Here is a 26295-nt window from a genome sequence, read left to right on the forward strand (position 1 = left end):
CTAAAAAGTGGTCGATGCCAATCCGTAACTGGACGTCTGCTCTGAATCGTTTTATGATTATGTTTGATGACCGTATCAGTAAGCATTTAATCTAAATGGCAGTTACACAGAATCTGGGATGGTCTCTTACTATCATTAGCAAAAGGTTGTGTTAGATCCATATTTAAAAGCTCACTGGTAAGAGCTGCTATTATTTTACTTACAGTGTTAGCGGTTCTAGGGTGCATAGCTTTATCATTGTTTGCTATAGCTGTTTGTTCTAAATGCTCAATCTTATTGAGTAAACCCTTTATTTCTTCTTCTTTTTTAGCTAATTGTTTAACAGTAATATCATATACATTAGGATCAATATTTTGACTTCTAGAGCTTCTTATCTGTTCTGCTATCAATCTTTCCTTAAATTCTTTCCTTTCTCTAATATAGTTAAGGATTGTACGGGCATCGCTGCTCATGGCTTCTCTGTGTTCATTAAAAAGCGTTGCATCTAAACCTATATCAATAATACAGTTTAGTTTTAAAATATCTTCAACTTTCCAGTACATATCATCAAAGCTATCATTTACATTATTTTCTAAAACAAGTGATAAATAGTCTTCTGTTGGAAAACACTGCGGATCATCGTACTCATAAGCATCATAACTATATTTAATATATGTAAGAGTATGATCCAAAGATTTTATGGAATCTATACCAGTGTTTTCATCTATACTTTTTTCATCTATTTCAACTCCATTTTTATCAAGTGTTTTAAACCCTAATTGATAGAAATTAAGTTTAAGAAATTCATCGTCATTAATTAAGTAATTAATAATTAATTCTTTACGGTCGTCAGTATATAGTTCTAGTAGCTCTATAAATAAGTAAAAGCTCACAAAGTAATCATCTTCTTCTGTGTCCCAAGAGTAAAAATCTTCTTCTGCCTTTTTTATTACTTCATAAATAATGCCCACAATTCACACCCCTCCACCCTTCAATTTAAGTAGATATAAGACAAGCTAGCCTAAAGCTATATGAACGAATGGCTTTAGATTGTTCATCATGCCTTGCAAGATTTTTATTATTATTTGCTTAATCAAAACATCATATAATCACTTTCTAAATTTAGCACAAAAAAAAGCCAACCATTGAAAACAATGATTGGCTTCTCTTATTACTGCTATGTTTGGTCGGAACGGCAGGATTTGAACCTGCGACCACTACACCCCCAGTGTAGTGCGCTACCAGACTGCGCTACGCCCCGAATGACTGACTATTTTACGCAAAATTATGTATATTGCAAGGGCTATTTATATCAGCCAAAATCTACCACATTATTCTACGCATCACAGTCAGTATCTTTATTGCGCAGGTAGCTTTAACCCAATAGCTCTTTTAGGATTTGGTTCACTTGCTGCGGGTTAGCACTACCGCGACTGGCTTTCATGACCTGACCGACCAGACCATTAAAGGCTTTTTCTTTACCGCCGCGATATTCTTCTACCATGGCTTCATTTTTTGCGATGACGTCTTCGACCATGGCTTTGATAGCACCAGTGTCAGTTTCTTGCTTGAGACCTTTGTCTTTGATGATCTTATCTGCCGCGTCATCATCATTGCCACCTTCGCGCTCATATAGAGCACTAAAGACTTTCTTAGCCAGTTTGCCAGATAGCGTATCATCTTTAATACGTTTTAGCATACCAGCCAACTGTTTGGCGCTGATAGGAGAGTCGACGATGTCTTTGTCATCTTTGTTCAGTGCGCCTAGCAAGTCGCCCATGACCCAGTTGCCAGCCATTTTGGCATCTGACTGACCGATTTCAGCCACTACATCTTCGAAGTAATCGGCAAGTTGACGACTACCAGTCAGGATACGTGCATCATATTCTGACAGACCAAGCGCTTCTTCAAAGCGTGCACGGCGAGCGACAGGTAGTTCTGGCATCGCTGCTTTGATCGCATCAACCGTGTGCTGCTCGATACGGACAGGTAGCAGGTCAGGATCAGGGAAGTAGCGATAGTCGTTGGCGTCTTCTTTGGTACGCATGGTACGCGTTTCATCACGCTCTGGATCATATAGCATCGTTGCTTGTACGACTTTGCCACCGTCCTCTAAGATATCGATTTGACGTTCGATTTCACGATTGATAGCACGTTCGATAAAGCGGAACGAGTTTAGGTTTTTTAGCTCAGTACGCGTACCAAGATCAGCGCCTGGCTTGCGCACAGAGACATTACAGTCACAGCGGAATGAGCCTTCAGCCATTACAGCGTCTGAGATACCGAGCCACGTGACCAGCTGATGAATGGCTTTGATGTAGGCCAATGCTTCGTGAGCTGAGCGCATGTCAGGTTCAGAGACGATTTCGATCAGTGGCGTACCAGCACGGTTCAAATCCACACCGGTCATACCATCGACTGCATCATGCACAGATTTACCAGCATCTTCTTCTAGATGTGCGCGAGTGATACCCATACGTTTAGGGTATTCGTTCTTATCCCCTTCATTGACCACGACATCGATGTAACCTTCACCCACGATAGGGTTGGCCATCTGGGTGATTTGATAGCCTTTCGGCAAGTCAGGATAAAAGTAGTTTTTACGGTCAAACGTATTAAACAGACCCAGCTCAGCATTGACACCGATACCGAATTTGAGCGCGCGATCGACCACGCCAGCATTTAATACGGGCAATACGCCAGGTAAGCCTAAGTCAACGATACTCGCTTGGCTGTTTGGCTCATGACCGAAGTCAGTCGGCGCACTTGAGAATATTTTGCTCTCTGTGTTTAGCTGGCAGTGAATCTCGATACCGATGACCACTTCATAACCATCAACAAATAGCTCTTTACGCACGGTGTGTTCACGGACGGCATTGTTATCAGTAGTTGCTGTGTTCATTATACCGTCTCCTTTGCGATGGCTGAGTGTTGTAAGTGATGGTCTGTATGCTGCTGGAATAGATGGGCAGTCGTAAGCAGTTGACTCTCTTGCCAGTGCTTACCGATTAACTGCAGGCCAATAGGTAGACCTTCTTTAGTCAAACCAACTGGTTGGCTAAGTGCAGGCAGACCTGCTAAGTTGACCGCGATGGTATAGACGTCGCCCAAGTACATGGTTGCAGGGTCAAGATCTTCACTCAGCTTATAAGCTGCTGTCGGTGCCGTTGGGCTAGCAATCACATCACAACTAGCAAACGCTTCATCGAAGTCTTTGACGATTAGGCGACGAATCTTCTGTGCTTTTGTATAGTAAGCATCGAAGTAGCCAGCCGATAGCGCATAAGTGCCGGTCAAGATACGGCGCTGTACTTCAGGGCCAAAGCCTTCAGAGCGTGAGCGTGTATATAGATCGATCAGATCCGTTGGGTTCTCACAGCGATAGCCAAAGCGTACGCCATCAAAGCGTGATAGGTTTGAGGACGCTTCAGCAGGCGCTAACATATAGTAAGTGGCAAGCGTGATCTCAGGATCAGTGATGTTCACTTCTACAATCGTCGCGCCCAGTTCTTCGTATTTCTTTAGAGCGGCACGGGCAGCTTGCTCAACTTCGCTATCCAGCCCTGCGCCAAAGTATTCTTTAGCAACACCGATACGAAGACCTTCAAATGGCTTATCACCAGCAGCAGCCTGAGCATCATTGATATCTTGTACGTAGTCAGGCATCTCATGTTTGATAGAGGTGGCATCACGCGGATCATGACCAATCATTGGCTGTAGCAGGTAGGCACAGTCTTTTGCGCTACGTCCCATGCTACCGGCTTGGTCTAGACTTGAGGCATAGGCAATCATACCAAAGCGTGACACACGGCCATAAGTAGGCTTGATACCAGTTAGTCCGCAGAATGAAGCAGGCTGACGAATAGAGCCACCTGTATCACTACCGGTAGCAACTGGCACAAAACCAGCGGCAACCGCGGCAGCACTACCACCTGATGAACCACCAGGGACGCGCTCTAGGTTCCAAGGATTCTGTACCGTACCGTAGTATGAGCTACTGTTGTCTGAGCCCATCGCAAACTCATCCATGTTGAGCTTGCCCAAGCTAATCATGCCAGCGTTGTCGATGTTAGAGACGATGGTCGCGTTATATGGTGAGACAAAGTTATGCAGCATCTTTGAGCCACAAGTCGTCAGTACGCCTTGGGTACAAAAGATGTCTTTGTGCGCCATAGGCACGCCAAGTAGCGGACGCTTATCGCCTTGTGCACGCATCTCGTCTGCCGCTTTTGCTTGTGCACGTGCAGTCTCAGAAGTATGCGTGATAAAGCTATTGATCTTGCTGTCTAGCGCGTCGATGCGCTTGATATAGTGCTCGGTTAATTCCGCGCTACTAAATTGTTTGTCTTGCAAGCCCATAATGAGCTGATCGGTACTTAATAGATGAAGTTCAGACATAAGGTGTCGTCCGTCAAAATGTTAATAGCATAAAATAAGATGAGATAATGGCAAATACGTGATTAGGCGCGCTAATCACTGTCATGTGATATGACTATTCGATCACCTGTGGTACCAGATACAAGCCGTCTTCAACGGCAGGTGCTACCGATTGATTGCGCTCGCGTTCGATATCGTGCTTGGCCACATCGACACGTAGCTCTTGGCAAGCTTCGTGGATATTGGCTAATGGCTTGATGTCTGTGGTATCTACGTTAGATAACGTGTTCATAAGTTTTAATACTTTACTGATATCGTCGGCATAGCTATCGGCCGTGCTTTCATTGACACCCAAGCGGGCAAGGTTAGCCACTTCTAGGATTTCTTCACGGCTGACAGTGTTGTCAGACGTTGCTGATTGCTGAGACATAGTTTCTCCAGTTAAGGACAGTTTTTGTTAGAGTAGGGATAAGGCGAATATATAAGCGCTCAAATGTACTTGGCTATAAAATTGGCTTATTATAAAGCATCTGACTCAAGTTTACAGAGTATGAGGCTTGATTGATGCACAATATCAACCAAGATGGACTGATGATATAAGGGTGTATAAACAGAGCGACACAAACATTTGCAAAACTACGCGTATAATTGGCGATTGATTTTCAATTGCTCTCCAATTAGGTTATAAAATACGTTACAGTATGCATCTGCTGTTAAGTAAAACAATCATCTGCCTGTAGAGCCTTGTTAGTTATCAGAATAAATGATGTTTCATTGAATGGAATGATAGTCACTACTATTTCAAACTTTGTAACAACTTTTGGGGTCTAAGACAAAAATCCTTGCTTACTGATGCAAATATCTATGTTTTTTTTGAGCTAAATCGGTATAATTTAGCTCAGTTTTTCATTTCATCATTATTGCTTAGGTTTGACGGATTGCGATGACTTAATGTCGCTGCCGTTACTGTCTAACGATGACCTGCTCAACACTGACGAGTAACCCCTCAGTCAATCTCATTCGCCTCATTCGTAAGACGCTGGATATATTAGTCATGAACCTGTTTGGATTTTTATCAAATAATATCGCTATCGACCTCGGTACTGCGAACACCCTAATTTTTATTCCTAATAAAGGCGTCGTGCTTGACGAGCCCACGGTGGTCGCGTTACGAAGCAATCGTACTCAAAACCCGACCGTCGCTGCTGTTGGTATTGATGCCAAGCAGATGTTAGGCCGTACGCCTGCGAACATCACAGCGATTCGCCCGTTGAAGGACGGCGTGATTGCTGATTTTGAAGTGACGCAAAAAATGCTAAAGCACTTCATCGCTAAAGTAAAAGCCAAGCGTTTTATGGCGCAGCCTAACGTGGTGGTCTGTGTACCCTGTAAGTCTACATTGGTTGAGCGTAAGGCGATTCGCGAAGCGGTATCATCAGCGGGCGCAAGCAAGGTGTTACTACTAGAAGAGCCTATGGCTGCGGCTATCGGTGCTGGCATGCCTGTCCATGAAGCCAGTGGTTCTATGGTCGTTGATATTGGTGGTGGTACGACTGAGATTGCCGTTATCGCGCTGTCTGGTTGTGTCTATGCTGAGTCTATTCGCATCGGTGGCGATATGTTTGACGAAGCGATTATCACACACGTACGCCGTACGCACGGTTGTGTGATCGGTGAGACGACCGCTGAGCGCATCAAAAAAGAAGTCGGCTCTGCATTGAATGAAGACAGCAAGCTAGAGGTAGAAGTGCGTGGTCGTAGTATGGCAGAGGGCGTACCCAAGACCTTTATCGTCAATTCAGAAGAAGTGCAAAAAGCATTGACTGACCCATTGAGCGGTATTATTAGTGCTGTAAAAGTAGCCCTTGAGCAGACACCGCCAGAGTTATCATCAGACATCGCTGAGCGTGGTATTGTATTGACGGGTGGCGGCGCATTGCTACGCGATCTTGATAAGCTTATCTCACAAGAGACAGGCTTACCAGTGACTGTAGCAGAAGATCCGTTAACCTGTGTTAGCCGCGGTGGTGGTATTGCGCTTGATTTCATCAATAACAAAAGCTTGAACATGATTTTTGTTTAAGTAGCGTTTACTCATGAGTGTGATGTTGTCGTTATAGCGTCTATCATGCTTTATGACAGCTAAATATTCTGTGAGATCGCAGTTTACAATATTAAAGGTAGCCAGTTGTGCTGCCTTTAATTGCATTGAACCATGCTAGAACCCAATATTATCGATAAACACTCACGCTCTAACCCCGTGATATTGCTCATTTTAGAATTCTTAAATTAGACGACTTATGACCCCAAGTATTTTTGCGCGCCAGGCATTATCACTTCGTAAGACTGCTATCGTATTGATAGTGGCCTCAGTACTGATGTGGTTTGATAGCAAAAATTCGGAATGGTTCAATCCAGTGCGTAATACCAGTCATGCCGCTATGCAGCCTATTTATGAGCTGTCTTTATTGCCCAGTTATGCCAAGCATTGGGCAAGTGGTAGCCTACAATCAAAAGAAGCACTGCGCCGCGAAAACATGCAATTAAAATCGCAACTTATTCATGCACACGCAAAGCTGCAGCAGCAAGATTATATCTTGGCACAAAATGCGCGCTTGCAAGGTATTTTGTCGACGACCAAACCCGAGCAGTTTGATCTTAACTTGGCGCAAGTCATCGGTACCGATACCAACCTGCTCAGACAGATTGTTGTGCTCAATAAGGGCGAGCAAGATGGCGTGCAAGTTGGACAGACAGTCATTGATGAAGATGGTATTTTGGGGCAGATTATCAATGTCTATCCTAATACCAGCCGCTTACTATTGATTACTGATGAGCAGCAGTCAGTTGCAGTCACTGTCAAGCGTACTGGTCAGCGAGCTATCGTGACAGGTCAGGGTATCCCATCTGCGTTAAGCCTTAACTATGTCTTTAAGACCTCAGATGTACGCGTTGGTGATGAGTTGGTATCGTCGGGATTGGGTGGACGTATCCCAGCAGGCTATCGTGTTGGTCGTATCGCTCATATCAAAGACGAGCAAGCCGATAATTTCAGAAGTATTGAAATTACGCCCGCTGCCAACTTTATTGATAATGCCTATGTGTTGATACTTCAAGATAAGATGCTCAATAAAAATAATACTGTTATTGGTCAGTAAGCACTGGTCGCATAAGATTTGATATAAGGCTATCTAATAGCTTACGCGTTAAGTAACGCTTTTATCAAATGGTACTCACAGTATTTGCCCTTTTAGTATTCATTCCACAATATAACAGTTGCCACTACACAATCGCTAAGGTAAGTACTCATGTCGTATCCTGATTCTGAGAATTCAACGGCGCTATTGATTGTGGTCATTGCCCTAAGCTTTATCGTTGCCTCCTCACTCAATGTCTATCCATTAAGTCCTAGTATGGCAACCTTGCGCCCTATGGTTATGATTATGGTGCTGATCTATTGGCTGCTATTTCAGCCGCGCTATGTCGGTATCTTTACCGCATTTACCATTGGGCTTATTGCAGACTTACTGATGGATACACATTTGGGGCAGCAAGCGTTTGCAGCGGTTGTGGTTGCCCTTGTGATCAAGATTGTCAGCATCTATGTCAGGCAGTTAAACACAATTAGCGCGTGGTTGATCGCCAGCCTAGGGTTGTTCGTTTTCCAGTTGAATTTATGGATACTACAATTGTTTGTCCAAAACGTTTTTGTCGTAAAATCTGCTCTGTCACTCATCATGAGTATTATCAGCTGGCCACTTATACTGTTGGCGCTACGCAAATTCGCACGTTAATGACAGCACTGCTATCAATGGTTACTTTGTCACAGTCGCTTTTGCATTTGCCAATCTATTCAGCAAACCCATACATTATATTTTGATAAATAAAGAGAAAAGCGATGAATATTATTTTAGCGTCTGGTTCGCCGCGTCGTCGAGAGTTACTAACCAGAGCACAGTTAGATTTTAGAGTTCTAAGCGTAGACATCGATGAGACCCAGCAAGTTAATGAATTGCCAAAAGACTATATCGAACGTATGGTCGCGACCAAAGCTGCGGCTGCTATAGAGCAATTAAACCAAACACTAAGTATAGATGAGAGTAATGAGGATAGCTTTACCGAGTCAGTTGTTATTCTAACCTCCGACACCATTGGTGTACTGCCAGATGGTAAGACAGTATTGGTCAAACCAGTCGATCGCGAGCATGCTTATAGTATGTGGCAGCAGATGTCTGATAATGTTCATGAAGTATGGACAGCTGTGCAAGCAACTCGAGTACAGTTGCTATCAAAAAAAGTAGAAGATCATACATCACACCGTATCAAAGACTTCCAGGTTGTCGAGCAGCAGCAACTCACTGAACGTACAGAGGTGACCTTTATACCGTTGACCACGCAGATGATGAGCGATTACTGGGATAGTGGAGAGCCCGCTGACAAAGCAGGCGGCTATGGCATTCAAGGTTTAGGTGCCGCTTGGGTTGAGCGTATCAACGGCAGCTATACCAATGTTGTCGGTCTGCCATTGGCACAAACGTTGGCATTGATCAAAGATATGTCATAAGGTAGCGAGAACACATAGCACAAGGTGAACGCAATCGACCTACCATATCGGATATGCACATAATGACACGGTAGGGTAATGGGCAAGAGCAAGCAGCATTTGTTACACTGTCAAACGAATAGGCGATGAACGCCTGATAAGAAAGCTAAGAGATAAGAGAAAAAACTATGTCCGAAGAGCTGCTGATTAATATTAGTCCAATGGAGTCCCGTGTTGCGGTTTTAGACAACGGCATCTTGGGTGAGATTTATATTGAGCGACATCACAAACTGGGTTTGGTCGGCAATATCTATTTGGGTACGGTTGTACGTGTACTTCCTGGTATGCAGGCAGCTTTTGTCGATATCGGTCAGTCAAGAACTGCATTTTTGCATGTCAACGACATGCAGCGAGAGCCACGCCCAGTCGCAGAAAATAAAAATAAAACGGCTGCAGAAACCAAAAAAGAAACCGATGATAGTAGGTCGGCTATAGAAACCTCTGCAGACAATTTAGAGGTAACCCCGCCAGTTGTCAGTGCAAAAAGTACTGAAGTCGTACCTGCGTCGAAGACTTTGATTCAACACCGTTTGCACGAAAGCCAGCGTATCTTGGTGCAGGTGACCAAAGATCAGTTGGGTAGTAAAGGCGCGCGTTTAACGACCAACATCTCTTTACCATCACGTTATTTGGTTTATTTACCGTCAAGCGATCATATTGGTATATCACAGCGTATTGACGGTGAAGAAGAACGCACGCGTCTAAAAACTGAGCTGAGTAGCTTGATGCAGACAGTCAATCTAAAAGGTGGACTCATTGCTCGCACTGCCGCTGAGCGTGTGCCTGTTGATAAGCTGGAAGAAGACATCTATTATTTACTACAGCTATGGCGTACTATCTGCGCTCGTCGTCAAGAGATCAACCATAACCAGAGCTCAGAGCTTATTTATCAAGAGTTGTCTCTACCGCTGCGTTCTATCCGCGACCTAGTGCATGCTGATACCGAAAAAGTCATCATCGATAACACACAGATTTATGAGCAAATAAGATACTTTGCCAAAGAGTTTGTACCATTTGTATATGACAGAATCGTGCATTATACGGCAGAGCTGTCATTGTTTGATGTACACCGTGTCGAGGATGACTTGCGTGATGCCCTAAAACGCCGTGTTGATCTAAAGTCTGGTGGGTATCTAATCATCGACCAAACAGAAGCAATGACCACTATTGATGTCAATACGGGCTCTTTTGTGGGTGGTCGTTCATTAGAGGACACCGTCTATAAGACCAATTTAGAAGCCACACATGCCATTGCGCGTCAGCTGCGTCTACGTAATCTGGGCGGTATTATTATCCTAGATTTTATCGACATGTTGGAGCAACAGCATAAAGATGACGTACTAGAGAGCCTACAGTCACAGCTTACTCAAGACTATGCCAAAACCAAGATTACACAAGTCAGTGAGCTTGGATTGGTGGAGATGACACGTAAGCGTACACGTGAGTCATTAGGTCAGCAGCTTTGTGAGCCTTGTTCTACCTGTCAGGGTCGCGGGTTCGTAAAAACCGCAGAAACGGTTTGCTTTGAGATATTCCGTGAGATCATGCGATGTGCTCGTACATATAACTCTCCCAAAAAGTTCACGGTAGTGGCTCATGCGGCAGTTATTGACTTACTACTCACAACAGAGTCAGACACAGTAGCCGATTTAGAGTACCTACTAGGTAGAGTGATTACTTTTGATGTAGAAAACCTATATACCCAAGAACAGTACGATATTGTTCTGGATTAGCGATATTAACAGTTATTATTAAGCGCAGTTAATAGGTCTAAGTAATAAATGAATTTATATGCGAGAAATTTTTAGAGTTGGCATGTGAAACTCTCAAATATATTGCCCTTGCAATGACCAAAATACTGTGTATAATATACACCACTGAATTATATACGCGCAGCTGAACAGAAAAGCTGGCGCTATTACAGCTGGAGCATCGTTTCTAGCACTATTTCATTATGCCTTTGCTGACATCCATTATAGGAGGGTCGGCGGGGCTTTAAACTATTTTGCTTTTGGCACGCTATAAGTTCGGATAAAGAACTCATTCTGGTTAAGAACAGAAGGCCGCTTTAAGTGAATATTTAACCAAACTGCTTTTGATCATGATCTTGCAACGCAAGAATGACGAAAGCACATATTAGGAGCTTGCTGGCATGGCTAACCAGAGAATCCGTATCCGTCTTAAGTCTTTTGATCATCGTCTGATTGATCAATCTGCACAAGAGATTGTTGATACTGCAAAGCGCACCGGTGCGCAAGTTTGTGGTCCTGTACCGTTGCCGACTCGCATTGAGCGCTTCAACGTTCTAACCTCACCACACGTTAACAAAGACGCTCGTGATCAGTACGAAATCCGTACTCATAAGCGTATGGTTGATATTGTTCAACCTACTGACAAAACTGTGGATGCGCTAATGAAATTAGATTTAGCGGCGGGTGTTGACGTTCAAATTGCTTTGGGTTAATGCACACCCAACCCATTAATATAAGATATAAAGAGGTCTAAAATGGCGATCGGTTTAGTCGGTAAAAAGTGCGGCATGACCCGTGTCTTCACTGAAGCAGGCGCATCTATCCCTGTAACAGTAGTTGAGGTCGATGCAAACCGCATTACTCAAGTAAAAAGTACTGATGTAGATGGTTATCAAGCCATCCAAATCACTACAGGTACCCGTCGTGACAGCCGCGTAACTGCAGCACAGAAAGGTCACTTCGCTAAAGCTGGTGTTAAAGCTGGCCGTGGTGTTTGGGAATTCCGTGCCAACGAAAGCGATCTTGAAGGTCGTGAGATTGGTGGCGAGATTCTAGCTGATTTGTTCGAACAAGGTCAGATGGTTGATGTGACAGGACAGAGCAAAGGTAAAGGCTTTCAGGGTCCAGTAAAGCGTCACAACTTTAGTATGCAAGATGCTACTCATGGTAACTCAGTGTCTCATCGTGCGCATGGTTCAACTGGTCAAAACCAGTCACCAGGTAAAGTATTCAAAGGCAAAAAGATGGCGGGCCAGATGGGTAACAAGCGTGTTACTGTTCAAGGCCTAGAAGTGATTTCGGTTGATGCCGAAAAAGGGTTACTTGTCATCAAGGGTGCTATCCCAGGTGCCACCGGTGGCGATGTTATCGTACGTCCGTCAGTCAAAGCCTAAGCAAGGGGATTAACGTGGATTTAAAAACAGTTACAGGTGCGGCGGTTGAGCTTTCTGATACGGCTTTTGGTCGTGAATTCAACGAAGCACTAGTGCATCAAGTCGTCACCGCTTATTTAGCCGGTGCTCGCCAAGGTACACGCGCACAAAAAACCCGTGCCGAAGTTTCTGGCGGTGGTATCAAGCCATGGCGCCAAAAAGGTACTGGTCGCGCTCGTGCGGGCTCTATTCGTAGCCCAATCTGGCGTTCAGGTGGTCGTGCATTCGCTGCAAAACCACAAGATTGGTCACAGAAAGTAAACCGTAAAATGTATCGCGGTGCGATGCAGTGCATCCTAGCAGAATTGATTCGTCAAGAGCGTCTGATTTTGGTAGAAGAGTTGAGCGTTTCTGGGCCGAAAACTAAAGAACTGATTGCAAAGCTAAATGAGCTTGGTGCACCTCGTGCATTGATCGTCACCAAAGAAGTTGACGAGAACTTATACTTAGCTGCTCGCAACATTCCACACGTCAACGTACTTGGTACAGGCGAAGTGGATCCAGTGAGCTTGATCGCATTTGATAAAGTGATCATGTCAGTTGAAGCTGCGAAACAATTTGAGGAAGCACTAGCATGAACAACGCAAGACTTTATCAGGTCTTAAGAGGACCTGTATTCTCAGAAAAATCTCAAATGCTTGGCGACTCACTTGGTGTGCAGGTATTTAAAATTGATTCTAATGCTACTAAGCTTGAAGTCAAGAAAGCAGTTGAGTTGATGTTTGAAGGTGTTGAAGTTACTAAAGTAAACACTTTGAATGTTAAAGGTAAGACAAAGCGTTTTGGTAAAAGCATCGGCCGTCGTAACGACTATAAAAAAGCCTATGTTACCTTAAAAGCTGGTCAAGATGTACAAATGGCTGATGCTGGTGAAGACGTAGCGAACACTACTACTTCTACTAGTGAAACAGCGAATAACGAATAAGGATTACACTCATGCCTATCGTAAGAGCAAAGCCAACATCACCAGGCCGTCGTTTTGTTGAAAAAGTTGTGCATCCACACCTTTATAAAGGTCGTCCTTATGCAGCGCTTCTAGAATCAAAAAGTAAGTCAGGTGGTCGTAACAATAATGGTCGTATCACTACTCGTCACATTGGCGGTGGTCATAAGCAACATTATCGCATTATCGACTTCAAACGTACTAAAGACAATATCCCAGCAACGGTAGAGCGTATTGAATACGATCCTAACCGTACTGCACATATTGCATTACTTAAGTATGCTGATGGCGAACGTCGTTACATCATTGCTGCTAAGAAACAAGCAGTTGGTGATACTGTAATGTCAGGTGAGACGTCTCCAATTCGTCCAGGTAACTGCCTACCGCTAAAAAACATCCCATTGGGTACTGTGATTCACAATATCGAGCTTAAAATCGGTAAAGGTGCACAGATGGCTCGTTCTGCGGGTGCTAGCGTTCAGTTATTAGGCCGTGACGGTATCTACGCTATTATACGTCTACGCTCTGGCGAAACACGCCGTGTACACGTAAATTGCCGTGCTGTTATTGGTGAAGTTTCTAACACTGAAAACAACTTGAAATCACTTGGTAAAGCTGGTGCTTCACGTTGGCGTGGTGTTCGTCCTTCAGTTCGTGGTGTCGCTATGAACCCGGTTGATCACCCACATGGTGGTGGTGAAGGTCGTAACAAAGGTCGCCATCCAACTAGCCCTTGGGGTCAGAAGTCTAAAGGACTTAAAACGCGTCACAATAAGCGTACTGACAACATGATCATCCGCCGTCGCGCCAAGAAGAAATAAAGGAAGAATTTCATGCCTCGTTCATTGAAAAAAGGTCCATTCATAGACGCGCACTTATTTGCTAAAGTTGAGAATGCATTAGACACCAACTCACGCAAGCCAATTAAAACTTGGTCGCGCCGCTCGATGATCCTACCACAAATGGTTGGCTTAACTTTATCTGTCCACAACGGCCGTACTCATGTACCGGTTATCGTAAGTGAGCAGATGGTTGGTCATAAACTAGGTGAATTTGCCCCGACTCGTACGTATCGTGGTCATGGCATTGACAAAAAAGCTAAGAGATAAGGTGCTTACCATGGAAGTAACTGCAAAATTACGCGGTGCCGCCATATCGGCACAAAAAGTTAGACTCGTTGCTGATGAAGTTCGTGGCAAATCTATTGAGCGTGCTTTGGATATCCTAACGTATAGCAATAAAAAAGGCGCTGTGTTTGTTAAGAAATGTCTTAACTCAGCCATCGCCAATGCCGAACATAATCACGGCTTAGATATTGACGACCTAAAAGTCGCTACTATCTATGTTGATGAAGGCATTACGCTAAAACGTATCCTACCACGTGCCAAAGGCCGTGCTGATCGTATCAGCAAGCGTACTTGTCACATCACTATAAAGGTAGGAGAATAAGTTATGGGTCAAAAAGTACATCCAATCGGAATTCGTCTTGGTGTTGTAAAAAAGCATAACGCAAACTGGTATGCTAACCCTAAACAATACTCAGAATACCTAATCAACGACATTCAAGTTCGTGAATATCTACGCAAAAAGCTAGACAACGCTATGATCAGCAACATCATGATCGAGCGTCCTACTGGCGCTGCTAAGATTACCATCGCCACTGCGCGTCCTGGTATTGTTATCGGTAAGAAAGGCGAAGATATCGAAAGACTTCAAAAAGAATTGACCAAAATTATGGGCGTACCTGCTCAGGTCAACATTGAAGAAATCACGTCACCTGACCTTGATGCACGTTTGGTAGCAGACGGCATCGGTAGCCAGCTTGAGCGTCGTGTTATGTTCCGTCGTGCGATGAAACGCGCGGTACAGAACAGCATGCGTTCTGGTGCTAAAGGTATCAAGGTTGAGCTGTCTGGCCGCCTAGGCGGTGCTGAGATTGCTCGTAGTGAATGGTACCGTGAAGGTCGTGTGCCATTGCATACACTCCGTGCTGATATTGACTACTCGTCAATTCGTGCAGAGACAACTTACGGCACCATCGGTGTTAAAGTTTGGATTTTCCGTGGCGAAATCCTTGACGGTATGAACAGTGTATATAATCCCGTCAAAGAAGAGCAGACTCGTGCGCCAAAACGCCGTGGTCGTGGAAACCGTCGAAACTCAGACAGAGGTTAAACTATGTTACAGCCAAAACGTACCAAGTTTCGTAAAATGCACAAAGGTCGTAACACTGGGCTAGCTCATCGTGGAAGCACCGTTGCATTCGGACAAATTGGTCTAAAATCATTGACGCGTGGTCGTATGACAGCTCGTCAAATTGAAGCAGCACGTCGTACCATCACTCGTAAAATTAAGCGTGGCGGTAAGATTTGGATTCGTGTATTCCCAGACAAGCCAATTACCAACAAACCATTAGAAGTACGTATGGGTAAAGGTAAAGGTCCAGTTGAATATTGGGTATGCGAAATCAAGCCTGGTAAAGTGCTATATGAAATTGAAGGGGTATCTGAAGAGCTTGCTCGCGATGCTTTAACGCTTGCTGCAGCAAAACTGCCCTTTAAAACTACCATTGTTAAGCGGACGATAATGTAATGAAGATCAGTGAATTACGTGATAAATCATTAGAAGAACTGACCCAGTTACTTGATGAAAAGCAACTTGATGCTTTCCGTATTCGTATGGCTAAAGCAACTGGTCAGTTGGGTAATACCCATGAAGTTAGAGACAATCGTCGTACGATTGCCCAGCTTCAGACTTTGATTAACGAGAAACAACGAGGCGACTCATGAGCGATAACAATCAAACAGCTACCAATGCTAGCGTAGTGACAGGACGAGTTGTCAGCGATAAGATGGACAAGTCCATCACAGTTTTGATTGAGCGTCTGGTTCGTCATCCTTTGTATGGCAAACAGCTTCGTCGTTCTACTAAAATCAAAGCACATGATGAGAACAACGTTTGCCAACAAGGTGACCTTGTCCGTATCAAAGAAACGCGTCCAATCTCAAAAACTAAGTCTTGGACTTTGGTTGATGTGGTTGAAAAAGTAGAAAAAATCTAAGTAAATTGCATTAAAAGCCAGAAGCTGTTAAAATAGCCGCCTTTTTAAGGATGCTGATTGCGCCGAGCGTATATCACTCACATGAAGAGTAAATTGCGGCTATTTATATTAAAATGCCGTCTACTCATTCTGTGCTAGCGGCAGCAACTGGTTTTTATTGCTCATACGTGTGGAGTAACGCTATGATTCAGGTTGAGTCAATGCTGGAAGTTGCAGACAATAGCGGTGCAAGGCGAGTTCAGTGCATTAAAGTACTGGGTGGTTCTCATCGTCGTTATGCATCAGTTGGCGACATTATTAAAGTAACGGTTAAAGAAGCCATTCCTCGCGGTCGTGTTAAAAAAGGCGACGTGATGAATGCAGTAGTTGTACGTACCAAAAAAGGCGTTCGTCGTCCTGATGGTTCTGTGTTACGTTTTGATGACAATGCTGCGGTATTGTTGAACCAAAACAAAGCGCCGATTGCAACTCGTATTTTTGGACCGGTAACTCGTGAACTACGTGGTGATCAGTTTATGAAAATTGTATCACTAGCACCAGAAGTATTGTGAGGTAATCCATGTCAAAATTACGTAAAGGCGATACAGTTATCGTGATTGCTGGGAAAGACAAAGGCAAGCAAGGTACTGTACAAGCTGTAAAAAATGATCGTATTAAAGTTGAAGGCATTAATATTGTTACTAAACATCAGAAGCCAAATCAGGCAACTGGCGTTGAAGGTGGCATTCTTAAGCAAGAAGCTTTTCTGCATATTTCAAATGTCGCAATCTTAAATGCGCAAACCCAAAAAGCAGACCGTATTACTTATCAGTTTGGCGAAGACGGCAAGAAACAACGCGTCTATCGTTCAAACGGTGAAGTAGTGGCGACTGCGTAAGACACTAAGGGTGTAATGGTAATGGCAAGATTAAAATCTTTATATAACGATGAACTAAAGCAACAAATCAAAGAAGAACTTGGTTTGGATAATGTGATGCAAGTGCCGAAAATCACTAAAATCACACTTAACATGGGTGTGGGCGGCGCGTCTCAAGACAAGAAATTGCTTGAAGGTGCTGTAGCTGATATGACCGCTATTGCTGGTCAAAAGCCTGTTGTCACTAAAGCGCGTAAATCAGTCGCTGGCTTTAAGATTCGTGAAGAATGGCCAATTGGTTGTAAAGTAACGCTACGCGGTGAGCAAATGTACGAATTTTTAGATCGTCTCGTTGCCATTGCAATTCCTCGTATTCGTGATTTCCGCGGTTTTTCACCTAAAGCCTTTGACGGACGTGGTAACTACTCATTGGGTATCAAAGAACAAATCGTATTCCCAGAAGTAGATTTTGACAAGATTGATCGTATCCGTGGTATGGATGTGACTATCACCACGTCAGCTCAATCTGATGAAGAAGGTCGTGCGTTGCTTAAAGCATTCGGCTTCCCATTTAAATAAGGTAAAGACGTTATGGCAAAGAAGAGCATGATTAACCGCGAATTAAAGCGCGAAAAAATGGTTGCTAAGTATGCTGAAAAGCGTATCAAGCTAAAAGAAACTATCAGTGATATGACTGCAAGTGACGAAGCTCGTATGGAAGCAATGTTAGAGCTACAAGCTCTTCCACGCAATTCATCACCAGTACGTCTGCGTAATCGTTGTGCTATCACCGGTCGTCCTCACGGTTACTTCCGCAAGTTTGGCTTATCACGCAATATGCTGCGTGAGCGTGTCATGCAAGGCGATGTGCCTGGTGTTCGTAAAGCAAGCTGGTAAGGAGTAACTATATGAGTATGCAAGATACCGTTGGGGATATGCTAACCCGTATCCGTAACGCACAAATGGCTAACAAAGTATCGGTAGCAATGCCGAGCTCTAAATTACGTAAATCAATTGCTGATTTGCTAGTTAGCGAAGGTTATGTGGCTAGCGCTGTTGTTGCTGAAGAAGAAAACAACAAAGCGACCCTTACTATTGAATTGAAATACTTCGAAGGCCGTGCTGTCATCGAAACTATTCAACGTTATAGCCGTCCTGGTCTACGCCAGTTCCGCGGTAAAGATGAAATCCCTACTGTTAAGCAAGGTATGGGTGTTGCTATCGTATCTACTAGCCAAGGTATCATGAGCGATCGTGCTGCACGCGCTGCTGGTATCGGTGGTGAAATCGTCGCATTTGTAGCGTAAGCTATACGACGATGAAGTCTACTTGATGACTGTTAGGCTTCTATCGATTGAGTAATGTTAAATTATTTCAAATTGATAGGTGTCTAACATAGTCAACTATGCTAAACTAACACGCTTTTTAGCCTGTTAGTTTTTTCGCTAATATAAAGAAGTTAAATTTTTTAAGGAATATTCCTATGTCTCGTGTGGCTAAAGCCCCAGTGACGCTGCCTAACGGCGTAAGCGTTACTTTGAACGATCGGCAGGTCGAAGTTAAAGGCAAGAACGGTACAATGTCTTTACACCTGCATGAATTGGTCGAGCTGAAACAGGAAGATGATGCTATCATTTTCTCACCTACAGTCGATTCAAAAGAAGCTATGATGCACACTGGCACCATGCGCGCTCTTATTAACAACTATGTTAAAGGCGTGAACGAAGGCTTTGAAAGACGTCTTCAGTTAATTGGTGTTGGTTATCGTGCTCAAGTTGCTGGTAACAAAGTAACCCTTAACGTTGGTTACTCTCATCCAGTAGAGTACACGTTACCTGAAGGTGTGTCAGCTGAAACCCCAACGCAAACTGAAATTGTTTTGAAATCAAACAACAAGCAGCAGCTTGGTCAAGCAGCGGCTAATATCCGTGGTTTCCGCCCACCTGAGCCTTATAAAGGTAAAGGTATTCGTTATAGTGACGAGCATGTGATTCGCAAAGAAGCTAAGAAAAAATAAGGTGAGTTGAAATGTTTGATAAAAAAGCAGCTCGTCTGCGTCGAGCTAAGAAAACACGCGCACATATCCGTTTCTTGGGCGTTCATCGCTTAACGGTTAACCGCACGTCAAAACATATTTATGCCCAGATTATCTCTCCAAATGGTGGTGAAGTGATTGCTCAGGCATCTACCTTAGACAACAGCTTGCGTTCAGGCGCAACTGGTAATGCTGATTCAGCAACGTCTGTAGGCCAAATGATCGCAGAACGCGCAAAAGCAGCTGGCATTACTAAAGTTGCCTTTGACCGTAGTGGTTTCAAATATCATGGTCGAGTTAAAGCTTTAGCAGAAGCTGCTCGCGAAAACGGATTGGAGTTTTAATCATGGCTAGAAATGATAAAAATGATAAAAATGAACAGACTGACGGTCTAGTAGAACGCTTAGTTACCGTTGATCGCGTTGCGAAAGTTGTTAAAGGTGGTCGTATTTTCTCTTTCACTGCGTTGACCGTAGTGGGTGATGGTAATGGCCGCGTTGGTTTTGGTCGTGGTAAAGCACGTGAAGTGCCAGCTGCTATCCAAAAAGCACTAGAAGCTGCTAAACGCAATATGATCACTGTTGAATTAAATGATGCAACTTTGTATCATCCGATCAAAGCACGTCATGGTGCTAGTAAAGTCTATATGCAACCTGCATCTGAAGGTACTGGCGTAATCGCTGGTGGCGCAATGCGTGCTGTATTAGAAGTTGCTGGTGTCAAAGATGTTTTGACTAAATGTTATGGTTCTACCAATACTGCTAACGTTGTTCGCGCAACGTTTAACGGTTTACGTGATATGTCAACTCCAGAGAAGATGGCAGCTAAACGTGGTAAATCTGTAGACGAAATCTTGGGTTAACTTAGACTAGGTGAGTTACGATGAAAAAAATGAAAGTCACTCAATTTAAATCGGGTGCCCATCGCCTAAAGAGCCACAAAGCGAGCTTGAAAGGATTGGGTTTACGCCGCATTAATCACACTGTTGTAGTAGAAGATACTCCTTCAACACGTGGCATGGTTAATCGCGTTAACTACATGGTAAAAGTGGAGGAAGCGTAATGGGTCTTAGATTAAATGAATTATCACCAGGTGTTGGCGCAAAGAAAACTGCCCAACGTCGTGGTCGTGGTATCGGTTCAGGTCTTGGTAAGACTGGTGGTCGTGGTGTAAAAGGTCAGAAGTCTCGTTCAGGTTCTAGCGTTCGCTCAGGATTTGAAGGTGGTCAAATGCCTTTATATCGTCGTCTACCAAAATTTGGTTTTACCAGTAAACTGGCTATGAAGACTGCTGAAGTACGTCTTTCTGAACTGAATAAAATTAATGGCGATGTGGTTAGCCTTGAGACACTTAAAGCTGCTAATCTTGTCCGTCATGACATGAAGCGTGCCCGTGTTATGCTATCAGGCGAAGTCACCAAAGCTTATACCTTTAAAGGTATCAAAGTGACTAAAGGTGCTAAGCAAGCGATCGAAGCTGCTGGTGGTAGCATCGAGGAGTAGTAACGTGTCAAAACAATCAATGTCATCGGCTGGTATACCGCTTAATCCATTCGCATTTATACGTAAGTATGATGAACTATGGACGCGTTTATTATTTTTAATCGGCGCATTGATTGTTTATCGTTTAGGGTCACACATTCCAGTTCCGGGTATTAACCCAGTTAACTTGGCTGATCTGTTTTCGCGCAACGAAAACACCATTTTGAGCATGTTTAATATGTTCTCAGGTGGTGCGCTAGAGCGTATGTCTATCATGGCACTTGGCATTATGCCATATATCTCAGCATCGATTATTGTACAGATGATGTCTGCAGTATTGCCATCGCTTGAGGCTCTCAAAAAAGAGGGTGAAGCAGGACGACGTAAGCTAAACAAGTACACCCGTCAGGGAACGCTTGCTTTAGCACTAGTACAGTCATTAGGAATGTGTGCTGGTTTGATCAGCCAAAACCTTACTTTATCATCTGGTTTGACTTTTTATATTCCAGCCGTTACTTCATTAGTAGCGGGCGCAATGTTCTTGATGTGGCTTGGTGAGCAGATTACAGAACGTGGCGTTGGTAATGGTATTTCAATGCTCATTTTTGCGAGTATTGTGGCTGGTACACCAGGTATAATTTCGCAATCTATCGAACAGGTCAATCAAGGTCAAATGAACTTGATTGTTCTATTTATTTTTGTATTACTGGGAATTGCGGTAACTGCAGGTATTGTTTATATTGAACGTGCTCAGCGCCGTGTCCCCGTCAACTATGCTCAGAAACAACAGCAAGGCCGCAAAATCTACGCTCAGCAGCAGTCACATTTACCGTTGAAGCTTAACATGGCAGGGGTTATCCCAGCTATTTTTGCAAGTTCTTTATTGTTGTTTCCTGCAAGTTTAGGGCAGTGGGTAGGTCAATCAACTGATCCTACCTTTGTACAAAAGATATTACAAAATATGGCATTGGTGTTGTCTCCAGGACAGCCGTTGTATTTAGTATTGTTCGGTGCAATGATTATTTTCTTCTGTTATTTCTATACGGCATTGGTATTTAGCCCTCGTGAAGTAGCAGAAAACCTTAAACGTAGTGGTGCTTATATCCCAGGTATTCGCCCAGGACAACAAACTCAGCGTTACCTCGATCATGTATTAAACCGACTGACCTTTATTGGCGCGATGTATATGACGGTTATTTGTTTAATGCCAATGGTCGTCCAGTCATCGTTTGGTGTACCGTTTCAACTTGGTGGTACGTCGCTACTGATTATGGTGGTTGTGGTAATGGACTTCATTTCGCAGATTCAAGCGCATTTGATGACCCATCAATATCATGATCAGACGTTAATTCAATCGCCCACTCAACCTTAATGAGCGGTACGATATTTCAAGGAGCATGCTATGAAAGTTCAAGCATCAGTTAAGAAGATTTGTGGTAGCTGTAAAGTTGTGCGCCGTAAAGGCCGTGTACACATTATTTGTACGGCAGAACCGCGCCACAAGCAACGTCAAGGTTAATATCTAGTATCACAAAGTTTTAAACTTTTGTTACTATATAAATTAATGCTTGAAAAATAACGGCGGATGGGATATCATCCGCCACTTGCCGTGTTTATACAGAATGTTTTATAATGATTTTAAGGTGTAGGCTTTTTACTAAGTCTAAGCATCGATGATGATTATAGAGTGTCTCGTATCAACAGCAACAATTCTGAAAAATAACGCCTTATTGATAAATAACGCTTATTTTTCTTTAATGGAGAGAAATCAATGGCTCGTATTGCCGGCGTAAACATTCCGGATAATAAGCATGCTGTTATTTCACTAACTTACATCTTTGGTGTAGGTCGTACCACTGCTCAGAAAATCTTAGAAGCAGTTGGCATTGCCCCTACTACTAAAGTTAGCCAGTTAGATGATACACAGTTAGATGCTATCCGTGCACAAGTTGCAAATTACATGACTGAAGGTGACCTTCGTCGTGAAGTTTCAATGAATATCAAGCGTTTAGTTGATCTTGGTTGTTACCGTGGCATCCGCCATCGTCGTAACCTACCAGTTAGAGGTCAGAACACCAAGAACAACGCTCGTACTCGTAAGGGTCCGACACGCCCTCTCAAAAGATAATTAACTTAGGAAGCTAAAAGATGGCAAAAGACACTCGCAGTCGCAAAAAGGTGACTCGTCGTTCAGTATCGGAGGGCATTGCCCATATCCATGCGTCTTTTAATAACACCATTGTTACGATTACCGATCGTCAAGGTAATGCATTGGCTTGGGCCACTTCAGGTGGACAAGGCTTCCGTGGTTCACGTAAATCTACACCATTTGCAGCTCAGGTTGCAGCTGAAGTCGCTGGTAAAGCGGCTCAAGAATACGGTGTTAAGAATATCGACGTTTTGGTCAAAGGACCAGGACCGGGTCGTGAGTCTGCGGTAAGAGCACTAGGTGCATTGGGTTATAAAGTTAACAGCATCTCTGATGTAACCCCAATCCCACACAATGGTTGCCGTGCGCCGAAAAAGCGCCGCGTCTAATATTAAAGACGAAGCTTTTTATTCCAAAAGCTTATAGGAGACATAACAATGGCCCGCTATATTGGACCAAAACTGAAATTATCACGTCGTGAAGGTACAGACTTAGGTCTTAAGTCTGGCGTTAAACCATACGACGTAAAAACGAAAAAAGCTGGTCGTCCACCAGGTCAGCACGGTGTAAGCCGTAACAAGACCTCAGAATATGCTCTACAGCTGCGCGAAAAGCAGAAAGTTAAGCGTATTTATGGTGTATTAGAGCGTCAGTTCGCTAACTACTATAAAGAAGCTGCTCGTAAGCGCGGTGCTACTGGTGAAAACCTTTTAGCCATGCTTGAGAGCCGTCTAGATAACGTTGTATATCGCATGGGCTTTGGCTCAACTCGCGCTGAAGCACGTCAGCTAGTTAGCCATCGTACCGTAATGGTAAAGAAAGCTGGTCGTGATGAGTTTGTTCGTGTGAACATTCCATCAATTCAGCTTCAAGATGGTGATGTCATCGCTATCCAAGAGAAGTCTCGCGAACAGCTACGTATTAAAAACGCTATTGAACTAGCGTCACAACGTGGCATTCCAGAATGGCTTGATGTTGATCACAGCAAACTACAGGGCACGTTCAAAAAAGCGCCTGATCGTATTGATCTACCTGCTGAAATCAACGAAAGCTTGATCGTTGAGCTATACTCTAAGTAATAACGTAATGCTCAATGTTATGAAAATAGCATTGAGCACTCAACGTTAATTAAACCAGTTTAATAAATCGAGGTGACATCATGATGCTAAATGCAACTGAGTTTCTAACGCCGAATGCCATTAATGTGGATACGGTTAATGAAACGATTGCGAAAGTCACGCTCGAACCGTTAGAACGCGGCTTTGGGCATACCCTAGGTAATGCTCTGCGTCGCATCTTGTTATCTTCATTACCTGGTGCTGCAGTCATTGAAGCTGAGATTGATGGTGTTGACCATGAATACTCTACGCTTGAAGGGCTACAAGAAGATGTACTTGACTTGCTTTTGAACTTAAAAGGTTTGGCAATTACGCTTCATGACCAAAATGAAGTATTTTTGACCTTGGATAAACAAGGTCCAGGCACTATCACTGCTGCAGACATCGCGTTACCGCACAATGTTGATATTATCAATCCAGAATTGGTTTTGGGTACATTGAGCGACCGTGGTCATCTTAAGATGCGTTTGCGTGTAGTGATGGGTCGTGGATATGAGCCAGCAAACCAGCGCCGTGAAGATGGTGATACTAGAGCAATTGGACGCTTAAAGCTTGATGCAAGTTTTAGTCCTGTGCTACGTGTTGCTTATCAGGTTGAGAACGCTCGCGTTGAGCAGCGTACTGATCTTGATCGTCTTATCGTTGAGCTTGAAACTAATGGCACTATAGATCCAGAAGAAGCAATTCGTAAAGCAGCCACTATTTTACAGCAACAGATTTCTATCTTTGTTGACCTAGAAGCTGAAGAAGCGCCTGAGCCTGTGAAAGAAAAAGAAGAGGTTGATCCGGTGCTATTACGCCCTGTGGACGATCTTGAACTAACGGTTCGCTCAGCCAACTGCTTGAAAGCTGAAAACATTTACTATATCGGTGATTTGGTACAGCGTTCAGAGACTGAACTTCTAAAAACCCCAAATCTTGGTAAGAAATCATTAACAGAAATCAAGGACGTATTAGCGTCTAAAGATTTAGAGCTCGGTATGCGCCTAGATAACTGGCCACCAGCTGATTTACGTGTTGATGATCGCTTTTCTTATCGTAGCCGTTAAACTTTAAGGATTTTTGACTATGCGCCATCGTAAGAGTGGAGTCAAGCTGGGTCGTACCGGCAGTCATCGTAAGGCAATGTTTCAGAACATGACCAACTCATTATTTGAGCATGAACTGATCAAAACAACTTTACCAAAAGCTAAAGAACTACGTCGCGTTGCCGAGCCATTGATCACTATGGCTAAAGAAGACAGCGTTGCTAACCGTCGTTTAGCATTCAGCCGTATGCGTAGCAAAGCTATGGTAGGCAAATTATTTGGCACGTTAGGTCCTCGTTACCAGACGCGTCCAGGTGGTTATTTGCGTATCGTAAAGTGTGGTTACCGTGATGGTGACAACGCGCCAATGGCTTATGTAGAATTGGTTGATCGCGACTAATTTTGCACCGTAGATATATTTCAAAAAAAAGCTCCAATTGAATTGGAGCTTTTTTTTGTTTGAAATTTAATTATTTATTATCCGTTCATAGTAATAACGAATCAACGTCAGCAGCACCTTGTCTGATCACTTCAGGCTGACTATTGGTCATGTCTACAATGGTGGTAAGTTTGGTTGTCTTTATGCCTGCATTGATAAGACCGTCTATTTGATTACCTAACAAGTCTTCAATTTCAAACGGATCATCTAAAATATCGTCTCTATCAGGAAGAATCAAAGAACTGGTCAAAATAGGTTCATCCATCGCTTCTAATAGCGCCTGGGCAATAGGATTGCTAGGCACACGAATACCAATCGTTTTCTTTTTTGCGTGGGCGAGTTTCTTAGGCACATCTTTTGTAGCATTGAGAATAAAAGTAATTGGCGCTGGCGTATGCGCTTTAAGCTGTTTAAATTGTACATTGTCGACTGTAGCGTAGTTTGCAATCTCACTAAGATCACGGCATAACAAAGTAAATTGATGCTTGTCATCAAGCTCGCGAATTTGCTTTAGCTTAGTCAAGGCGTCCTTTGCGCCCAACCGACAACCAAAAGCATAACTGGTATCTGTTGGATAAATGATCAGTTGATCCTTGCGTAGCATATTGGCAGCTTGCTCGATGAGACGTGGCTGCGGATTTTCTGGATGAATATAGAGGACTTCCATAATAATTCCTTATTTTATAGTTATTGGTTTTTTATGAATACAAACGATTTATCAGCTGGTCAAAGCTAGTTTGTTCAGAAGTAGTGTCGATGAATACTACTCCAGGTGTTACTAATGCAATTTGCTCAAAAATATCATTTCAGTTATTAGTATAGCTTAAAGGCAATATAGCTTTAGTGATAAGGCGTTACCAATCGTAGAAAATCGTTAACGCCAAAAAATGAGTAGCTCAAATAAAAGCCTTATTGGGTAATCCCCCCAATAAATAAGAACACTTACAAATAGAGATTAACTGCTAAAATACACCAGCAGGAGAATCCTATGAAAAAGACACGCTTTAGCGACAACCAAATCGTCAACATCCTAAAACAAGCC

38 protein-coding genes and 1 tRNA gene are annotated in these 26295 nt (G+C 43.4%); 33 read left to right on the top strand and 6 right to left on the bottom strand.

The window, feature by feature from the left end; all coding sequences use genetic code 11:
• Positions 1-86 precede the first annotated feature (86 nt).
• The 5 genes from NJD71_RS12410 to gatC form a co-directional block, all read right to left on the bottom strand.
• Positions 87-950, bottom strand: a complete 864-nt coding sequence (locus tag NJD71_RS12410; protein WP_319052257.1) for a hypothetical protein — start codon at positions 948-950, stop codon at positions 87-89.
• 213 nt (positions 951-1163) lie between these two features.
• Positions 1164-1240: transfer RNA gene (locus NJD71_RS12415), tRNA-Pro, on the bottom strand.
• 114 nt (positions 1241-1354) lie between these two features.
• On the bottom strand, positions 1355-2881 hold the full coding sequence (gene gatB / locus NJD71_RS12420) for an Asp-tRNA(Asn)/Glu-tRNA(Gln) amidotransferase subunit GatB (protein WP_319052259.1): 1527 nt from the start codon (positions 2879-2881) through the stop codon (positions 1355-1357).
• Positions 2881-4377, bottom strand: coding sequence for an Asp-tRNA(Asn)/Glu-tRNA(Gln) amidotransferase subunit GatA (gatA, locus tag NJD71_RS12425; protein ID WP_319052260.1), 1497 nt, complete (start codon positions 4375-4377; stop codon positions 2881-2883). Before gatA ends, gatB begins: the two co-directional genes overlap by 1 nt.
• Before the next feature lie 94 nt (positions 4378-4471).
• Complete coding sequence (gene gatC / locus NJD71_RS12430) at positions 4472-4786, bottom strand: Asp-tRNA(Asn)/Glu-tRNA(Gln) amidotransferase subunit GatC (protein WP_319052261.1); 315 nt, start codon at positions 4784-4786, stop codon at positions 4472-4474.
• 615 nt (positions 4787-5401) lie between these two features.
• Between gatC and NJD71_RS12435 the strand changes: the two genes are divergently transcribed.
• The 33 genes from NJD71_RS12435 to rplQ all read left to right on the top strand — a co-directional run bounded on the left by NJD71_RS12435 (position 5402) and on the right by rplQ (position 25214).
• Positions 5402-6439 carry a rod shape-determining protein gene (locus tag NJD71_RS12435; RefSeq protein ID WP_319052277.1) on the top strand — a complete coding sequence of 346 codons (1038 nt, stop codon included), beginning with the start codon at positions 5402-5404 and terminating at the stop codon, positions 6437-6439.
• Positions 6440-6656: 217 nt separating this feature from the next.
• Positions 6657-7514 (top strand): rod shape-determining protein MreC, encoded by an 858-nt coding sequence (gene mreC, locus NJD71_RS12440; RefSeq protein ID WP_319052262.1) that lies wholly within the window; start codon positions 6657-6659, stop codon positions 7512-7514.
• A gap of 150 nt (positions 7515-7664) precedes the next feature.
• Positions 7665-8150 (top strand): rod shape-determining protein MreD, encoded by a 486-nt coding sequence (gene mreD / locus NJD71_RS12445; protein ID WP_319052263.1) that lies wholly within the window; start codon positions 7665-7667, stop codon positions 8148-8150.
• A gap of 104 nt (positions 8151-8254) precedes the next feature.
• Positions 8255-8920 (top strand): Maf family protein, encoded by a 666-nt coding sequence (locus tag NJD71_RS12450; protein ID WP_319052264.1) that lies wholly within the window; start codon positions 8255-8257, stop codon positions 8918-8920.
• Positions 8921-9087: 167 nt separating this feature from the next.
• Complete coding sequence (locus NJD71_RS12455; RefSeq protein WP_319052265.1) at positions 9088-10692, top strand: Rne/Rng family ribonuclease; 1605 nt, start codon at positions 9088-9090, stop codon at positions 10690-10692.
• A gap of 419 nt (positions 10693-11111) precedes the next feature.
• On the top strand, positions 11112-11423 hold the full coding sequence (gene rpsJ / locus NJD71_RS12460; protein ID WP_010196670.1) for a 30S ribosomal protein S10: 312 nt from the start codon (positions 11112-11114) through the stop codon (positions 11421-11423).
• Between the two features lie 42 nt (positions 11424-11465).
• Positions 11466-12104 carry a 50S ribosomal protein L3 gene (gene rplC / locus NJD71_RS12465; protein WP_319052266.1) on the top strand — a complete coding sequence of 213 codons (639 nt, stop codon included), beginning with the start codon at positions 11466-11468 and terminating at the stop codon, positions 12102-12104.
• Between the two features lie 14 nt (positions 12105-12118).
• Complete coding sequence (rplD, locus tag NJD71_RS12470) at positions 12119-12721, top strand: 50S ribosomal protein L4 (protein ID WP_319052267.1); 603 nt, start codon at positions 12119-12121, stop codon at positions 12719-12721.
• Positions 12718-13068, top strand: coding sequence for a 50S ribosomal protein L23 (gene rplW / locus NJD71_RS12475; protein ID WP_319052268.1), 351 nt, complete (start codon positions 12718-12720; stop codon positions 13066-13068). Before rplD ends, rplW begins: the two co-directional genes overlap by 4 nt.
• Before the next feature lie 11 nt (positions 13069-13079).
• Positions 13080-13907 carry a 50S ribosomal protein L2 gene (gene rplB / locus NJD71_RS12480; RefSeq protein ID WP_319052269.1) on the top strand — a complete coding sequence of 276 codons (828 nt, stop codon included), beginning with the start codon at positions 13080-13082 and terminating at the stop codon, positions 13905-13907.
• A 12-nt stretch (positions 13908-13919) separates the two neighbouring features.
• Positions 13920-14195 (top strand): 30S ribosomal protein S19, encoded by a 276-nt coding sequence (gene rpsS, locus NJD71_RS12485; RefSeq protein WP_010196682.1) that lies wholly within the window; start codon positions 13920-13922, stop codon positions 14193-14195.
• A gap of 10 nt (positions 14196-14205) precedes the next feature.
• Entirely contained in the window at positions 14206-14535 is a 330-nt protein-coding gene (rplV, locus tag NJD71_RS12490) for a 50S ribosomal protein L22 (RefSeq protein ID WP_021813373.1), read from the top strand.
• A 3-nt stretch (positions 14536-14538) separates the two neighbouring features.
• Positions 14539-15261 carry a 30S ribosomal protein S3 gene (gene rpsC / locus NJD71_RS12495; protein ID WP_057758704.1) on the top strand — a complete coding sequence of 241 codons (723 nt, stop codon included), beginning with the start codon at positions 14539-14541 and terminating at the stop codon, positions 15259-15261.
• Positions 15262-15264: 3 nt separating this feature from the next.
• Positions 15265-15678 carry a 50S ribosomal protein L16 gene (gene rplP / locus NJD71_RS12500; RefSeq protein WP_025644399.1) on the top strand — a complete coding sequence of 138 codons (414 nt, stop codon included), beginning with the start codon at positions 15265-15267 and terminating at the stop codon, positions 15676-15678.
• A complete protein-coding gene (gene rpmC, locus NJD71_RS12505) occupies positions 15678-15875 on the top strand; it encodes a 50S ribosomal protein L29 (RefSeq protein WP_102094164.1) in 198 nt (65 codons plus the stop codon). The genes rplP and rpmC overlap by 1 nt, the downstream gene beginning before the upstream one ends.
• Positions 15872-16147 carry a 30S ribosomal protein S17 gene (rpsQ, locus tag NJD71_RS12510; RefSeq protein WP_319052270.1) on the top strand — a complete coding sequence of 92 codons (276 nt, stop codon included), beginning with the start codon at positions 15872-15874 and terminating at the stop codon, positions 16145-16147. The genes rpmC and rpsQ overlap by 4 nt, the downstream gene beginning before the upstream one ends.
• A gap of 182 nt (positions 16148-16329) precedes the next feature.
• Entirely contained in the window at positions 16330-16698 is a 369-nt protein-coding gene (rplN, locus tag NJD71_RS12515; protein WP_010196702.1) for a 50S ribosomal protein L14, read from the top strand.
• A gap of 8 nt (positions 16699-16706) precedes the next feature.
• Entirely contained in the window at positions 16707-17024 is a 318-nt protein-coding gene (gene rplX, locus NJD71_RS12520; protein WP_011279796.1) for a 50S ribosomal protein L24, read from the top strand.
• Between the two features lie 21 nt (positions 17025-17045).
• A complete protein-coding gene (gene rplE, locus NJD71_RS12525; RefSeq protein WP_319052271.1) occupies positions 17046-17582 on the top strand; it encodes a 50S ribosomal protein L5 in 537 nt (178 codons plus the stop codon).
• Between the two features lie 12 nt (positions 17583-17594).
• The gene (rpsN, locus tag NJD71_RS12530) at positions 17595-17900 is read left to right on the top strand and encodes a 30S ribosomal protein S14 (protein ID WP_193006033.1); all 306 of its coding nucleotides are present in this window, start codon (positions 17595-17597) and stop codon (positions 17898-17900) included.
• 11 nt (positions 17901-17911) lie between these two features.
• The gene (rpsH, locus tag NJD71_RS12535) at positions 17912-18310 is read left to right on the top strand and encodes a 30S ribosomal protein S8 (protein WP_319052272.1); all 399 of its coding nucleotides are present in this window, start codon (positions 17912-17914) and stop codon (positions 18308-18310) included.
• Between the two features lie 176 nt (positions 18311-18486).
• On the top strand, positions 18487-19020 hold the full coding sequence (gene rplF / locus NJD71_RS12540; protein WP_201599217.1) for a 50S ribosomal protein L6: 534 nt from the start codon (positions 18487-18489) through the stop codon (positions 19018-19020).
• Positions 19021-19031: 11 nt separating this feature from the next.
• Entirely contained in the window at positions 19032-19382 is a 351-nt protein-coding gene (gene rplR / locus NJD71_RS12545) for a 50S ribosomal protein L18 (RefSeq protein WP_319052273.1), read from the top strand.
• 2 nt (positions 19383-19384) lie between these two features.
• A complete protein-coding gene (gene rpsE, locus NJD71_RS12550; protein WP_010196711.1) occupies positions 19385-19900 on the top strand; it encodes a 30S ribosomal protein S5 in 516 nt (171 codons plus the stop codon).
• Positions 19901-19920: 20 nt separating this feature from the next.
• Positions 19921-20100 (top strand): 50S ribosomal protein L30, encoded by a 180-nt coding sequence (gene rpmD, locus NJD71_RS12555; RefSeq protein WP_057758718.1) that lies wholly within the window; start codon positions 19921-19923, stop codon positions 20098-20100.
• Positions 20100-20540 carry a 50S ribosomal protein L15 gene (rplO, locus tag NJD71_RS12560; protein WP_319052274.1) on the top strand — a complete coding sequence of 147 codons (441 nt, stop codon included), beginning with the start codon at positions 20100-20102 and terminating at the stop codon, positions 20538-20540. Before rpmD ends, rplO begins: the two co-directional genes overlap by 1 nt.
• 19 nt (positions 20541-20559) lie before the next feature.
• A complete protein-coding gene (secY, locus tag NJD71_RS12565) occupies positions 20560-21891 on the top strand; it encodes a preprotein translocase subunit SecY (protein ID WP_319052278.1) in 1332 nt (443 codons plus the stop codon).
• 30 nt (positions 21892-21921) lie between these two features.
• Positions 21922-22038, top strand: a complete 117-nt coding sequence (rpmJ, locus tag NJD71_RS12570; RefSeq protein WP_010196721.1) for a 50S ribosomal protein L36 — start codon at positions 21922-21924, stop codon at positions 22036-22038.
• 252 nt (positions 22039-22290) lie between these two features.
• Positions 22291-22647 (top strand): 30S ribosomal protein S13, encoded by a 357-nt coding sequence (gene rpsM, locus NJD71_RS12575; RefSeq protein WP_021813384.1) that lies wholly within the window; start codon positions 22291-22293, stop codon positions 22645-22647.
• A 20-nt stretch (positions 22648-22667) separates the two neighbouring features.
• Positions 22668-23057, top strand: coding sequence for a 30S ribosomal protein S11 (gene rpsK, locus NJD71_RS12580; RefSeq protein WP_045454458.1), 390 nt, complete (start codon positions 22668-22670; stop codon positions 23055-23057).
• Between the two features lie 48 nt (positions 23058-23105).
• On the top strand, positions 23106-23747 hold the full coding sequence (gene rpsD / locus NJD71_RS12585) for a 30S ribosomal protein S4 (protein WP_301449228.1): 642 nt from the start codon (positions 23106-23108) through the stop codon (positions 23745-23747).
• An 80-nt stretch (positions 23748-23827) separates the two neighbouring features.
• Positions 23828-24835 (top strand): DNA-directed RNA polymerase subunit alpha, encoded by a 1008-nt coding sequence (locus NJD71_RS12590; RefSeq protein WP_201599219.1) that lies wholly within the window; start codon positions 23828-23830, stop codon positions 24833-24835.
• Between the two features lie 19 nt (positions 24836-24854).
• Positions 24855-25214 (top strand): 50S ribosomal protein L17, encoded by a 360-nt coding sequence (gene rplQ / locus NJD71_RS12595; protein WP_021813387.1) that lies wholly within the window; start codon positions 24855-24857, stop codon positions 25212-25214.
• An 85-nt stretch (positions 25215-25299) separates the two neighbouring features.
• Here the strand turns inward: rplQ and NJD71_RS12600 are convergent, their stop codons facing one another.
• On the bottom strand, positions 25300-25920 hold the full coding sequence (locus NJD71_RS12600) for an L-threonylcarbamoyladenylate synthase (protein WP_319052276.1): 621 nt from the start codon (positions 25918-25920) through the stop codon (positions 25300-25302).
• Positions 25921-26295: the final 375 nt, after the last annotated feature.

This window comes from Psychrobacter sp. PP-21, from assembly GCF_033790785.1.
In the GTDB taxonomy this organism is placed as follows: domain Bacteria; phylum Pseudomonadota; class Gammaproteobacteria; order Pseudomonadales; family Moraxellaceae; genus Psychrobacter.

Bases quoted from the DNA above. Each gene is read 5' to 3' on its own strand.
- gatB (WP_319052259.1), bottom strand. From the start codon at position 2,881: ATGAACACAGCAACTACTGATAACAATGCCGTCCGTGAACACACCGTG.
- gatA (WP_319052260.1), bottom strand. From the start codon at position 4,377: ATGTCTGAACTTCATCTATTAAGTACCGATCAGCTCATTATGGGCTTG.
- gatC (WP_319052261.1), bottom strand. From the start codon at position 4,786: ATGTCTCAGCAATCAGCAACGTCTGACAACACTGTCAGCCGTGAAGAA.
- mreC (WP_319052262.1), top strand. From the start codon at position 6,657: ATGACCCCAAGTATTTTTGCGCGCCAGGCATTATCACTTCGTAAGACT.
- mreD (WP_319052263.1), top strand. From the start codon at position 7,665: ATGTCGTATCCTGATTCTGAGAATTCAACGGCGCTATTGATTGTGGTC.
- NJD71_RS12450 (WP_319052264.1), top strand. From the start codon at position 8,255: ATGAATATTATTTTAGCGTCTGGTTCGCCGCGTCGTCGAGAGTTACTA.
- NJD71_RS12455 (WP_319052265.1), top strand. From the start codon at position 9,088: ATGTCCGAAGAGCTGCTGATTAATATTAGTCCAATGGAGTCCCGTGTT.
- rpsJ (WP_010196670.1), top strand. From the start codon at position 11,112: ATGGCTAACCAGAGAATCCGTATCCGTCTTAAGTCTTTTGATCATCGT.
- rplC (WP_319052266.1), top strand. From the start codon at position 11,466: ATGGCGATCGGTTTAGTCGGTAAAAAGTGCGGCATGACCCGTGTCTTC.
- rplW (WP_319052268.1), top strand. From the start codon at position 12,718: ATGAACAACGCAAGACTTTATCAGGTCTTAAGAGGACCTGTATTCTCA.
- rplB (WP_319052269.1), top strand. From the start codon at position 13,080: ATGCCTATCGTAAGAGCAAAGCCAACATCACCAGGCCGTCGTTTTGTT.
- rpsS (WP_010196682.1), top strand. From the start codon at position 13,920: ATGCCTCGTTCATTGAAAAAAGGTCCATTCATAGACGCGCACTTATTT.
- rplV (WP_021813373.1), top strand. From the start codon at position 14,206: ATGGAAGTAACTGCAAAATTACGCGGTGCCGCCATATCGGCACAAAAA.
- rpsC (WP_057758704.1), top strand. From the start codon at position 14,539: ATGGGTCAAAAAGTACATCCAATCGGAATTCGTCTTGGTGTTGTAAAA.
- rplP (WP_025644399.1), top strand. From the start codon at position 15,265: ATGTTACAGCCAAAACGTACCAAGTTTCGTAAAATGCACAAAGGTCGT.
- rpmC (WP_102094164.1), top strand. From the start codon at position 15,678: ATGAAGATCAGTGAATTACGTGATAAATCATTAGAAGAACTGACCCAG.
- rpsQ (WP_319052270.1), top strand. From the start codon at position 15,872: ATGAGCGATAACAATCAAACAGCTACCAATGCTAGCGTAGTGACAGGA.
- rplN (WP_010196702.1), top strand. From the start codon at position 16,330: ATGATTCAGGTTGAGTCAATGCTGGAAGTTGCAGACAATAGCGGTGCA.
- rplX (WP_011279796.1), top strand. From the start codon at position 16,707: ATGTCAAAATTACGTAAAGGCGATACAGTTATCGTGATTGCTGGGAAA.
- rplE (WP_319052271.1), top strand. From the start codon at position 17,046: ATGGCAAGATTAAAATCTTTATATAACGATGAACTAAAGCAACAAATC.
- rpsN (WP_193006033.1), top strand. From the start codon at position 17,595: ATGGCAAAGAAGAGCATGATTAACCGCGAATTAAAGCGCGAAAAAATG.
- rpsH (WP_319052272.1), top strand. From the start codon at position 17,912: ATGAGTATGCAAGATACCGTTGGGGATATGCTAACCCGTATCCGTAAC.
- rplF (WP_201599217.1), top strand. From the start codon at position 18,487: ATGTCTCGTGTGGCTAAAGCCCCAGTGACGCTGCCTAACGGCGTAAGC.
- rplR (WP_319052273.1), top strand. From the start codon at position 19,032: ATGTTTGATAAAAAAGCAGCTCGTCTGCGTCGAGCTAAGAAAACACGC.
- rpsE (WP_010196711.1), top strand. From the start codon at position 19,385: ATGGCTAGAAATGATAAAAATGATAAAAATGAACAGACTGACGGTCTA.
- rpmD (WP_057758718.1), top strand. From the start codon at position 19,921: ATGAAAAAAATGAAAGTCACTCAATTTAAATCGGGTGCCCATCGCCTA.
- rplO (WP_319052274.1), top strand. From the start codon at position 20,100: ATGGGTCTTAGATTAAATGAATTATCACCAGGTGTTGGCGCAAAGAAA.
- secY (WP_319052278.1), top strand. From the start codon at position 20,560: ATGTCATCGGCTGGTATACCGCTTAATCCATTCGCATTTATACGTAAG.
- rpmJ (WP_010196721.1), top strand. From the start codon at position 21,922: ATGAAAGTTCAAGCATCAGTTAAGAAGATTTGTGGTAGCTGTAAAGTT.
- rpsM (WP_021813384.1), top strand. From the start codon at position 22,291: ATGGCTCGTATTGCCGGCGTAAACATTCCGGATAATAAGCATGCTGTT.
- rpsK (WP_045454458.1), top strand. From the start codon at position 22,668: ATGGCAAAAGACACTCGCAGTCGCAAAAAGGTGACTCGTCGTTCAGTA.
- rpsD (WP_301449228.1), top strand. From the start codon at position 23,106: ATGGCCCGCTATATTGGACCAAAACTGAAATTATCACGTCGTGAAGGT.
- NJD71_RS12590 (WP_201599219.1), top strand. From the start codon at position 23,828: ATGATGCTAAATGCAACTGAGTTTCTAACGCCGAATGCCATTAATGTG.
- rplQ (WP_021813387.1), top strand. From the start codon at position 24,855: ATGCGCCATCGTAAGAGTGGAGTCAAGCTGGGTCGTACCGGCAGTCAT.
- NJD71_RS12600 (WP_319052276.1), bottom strand. From the start codon at position 25,920: ATGGAAGTCCTCTATATTCATCCAGAAAATCCGCAGCCACGTCTCATC.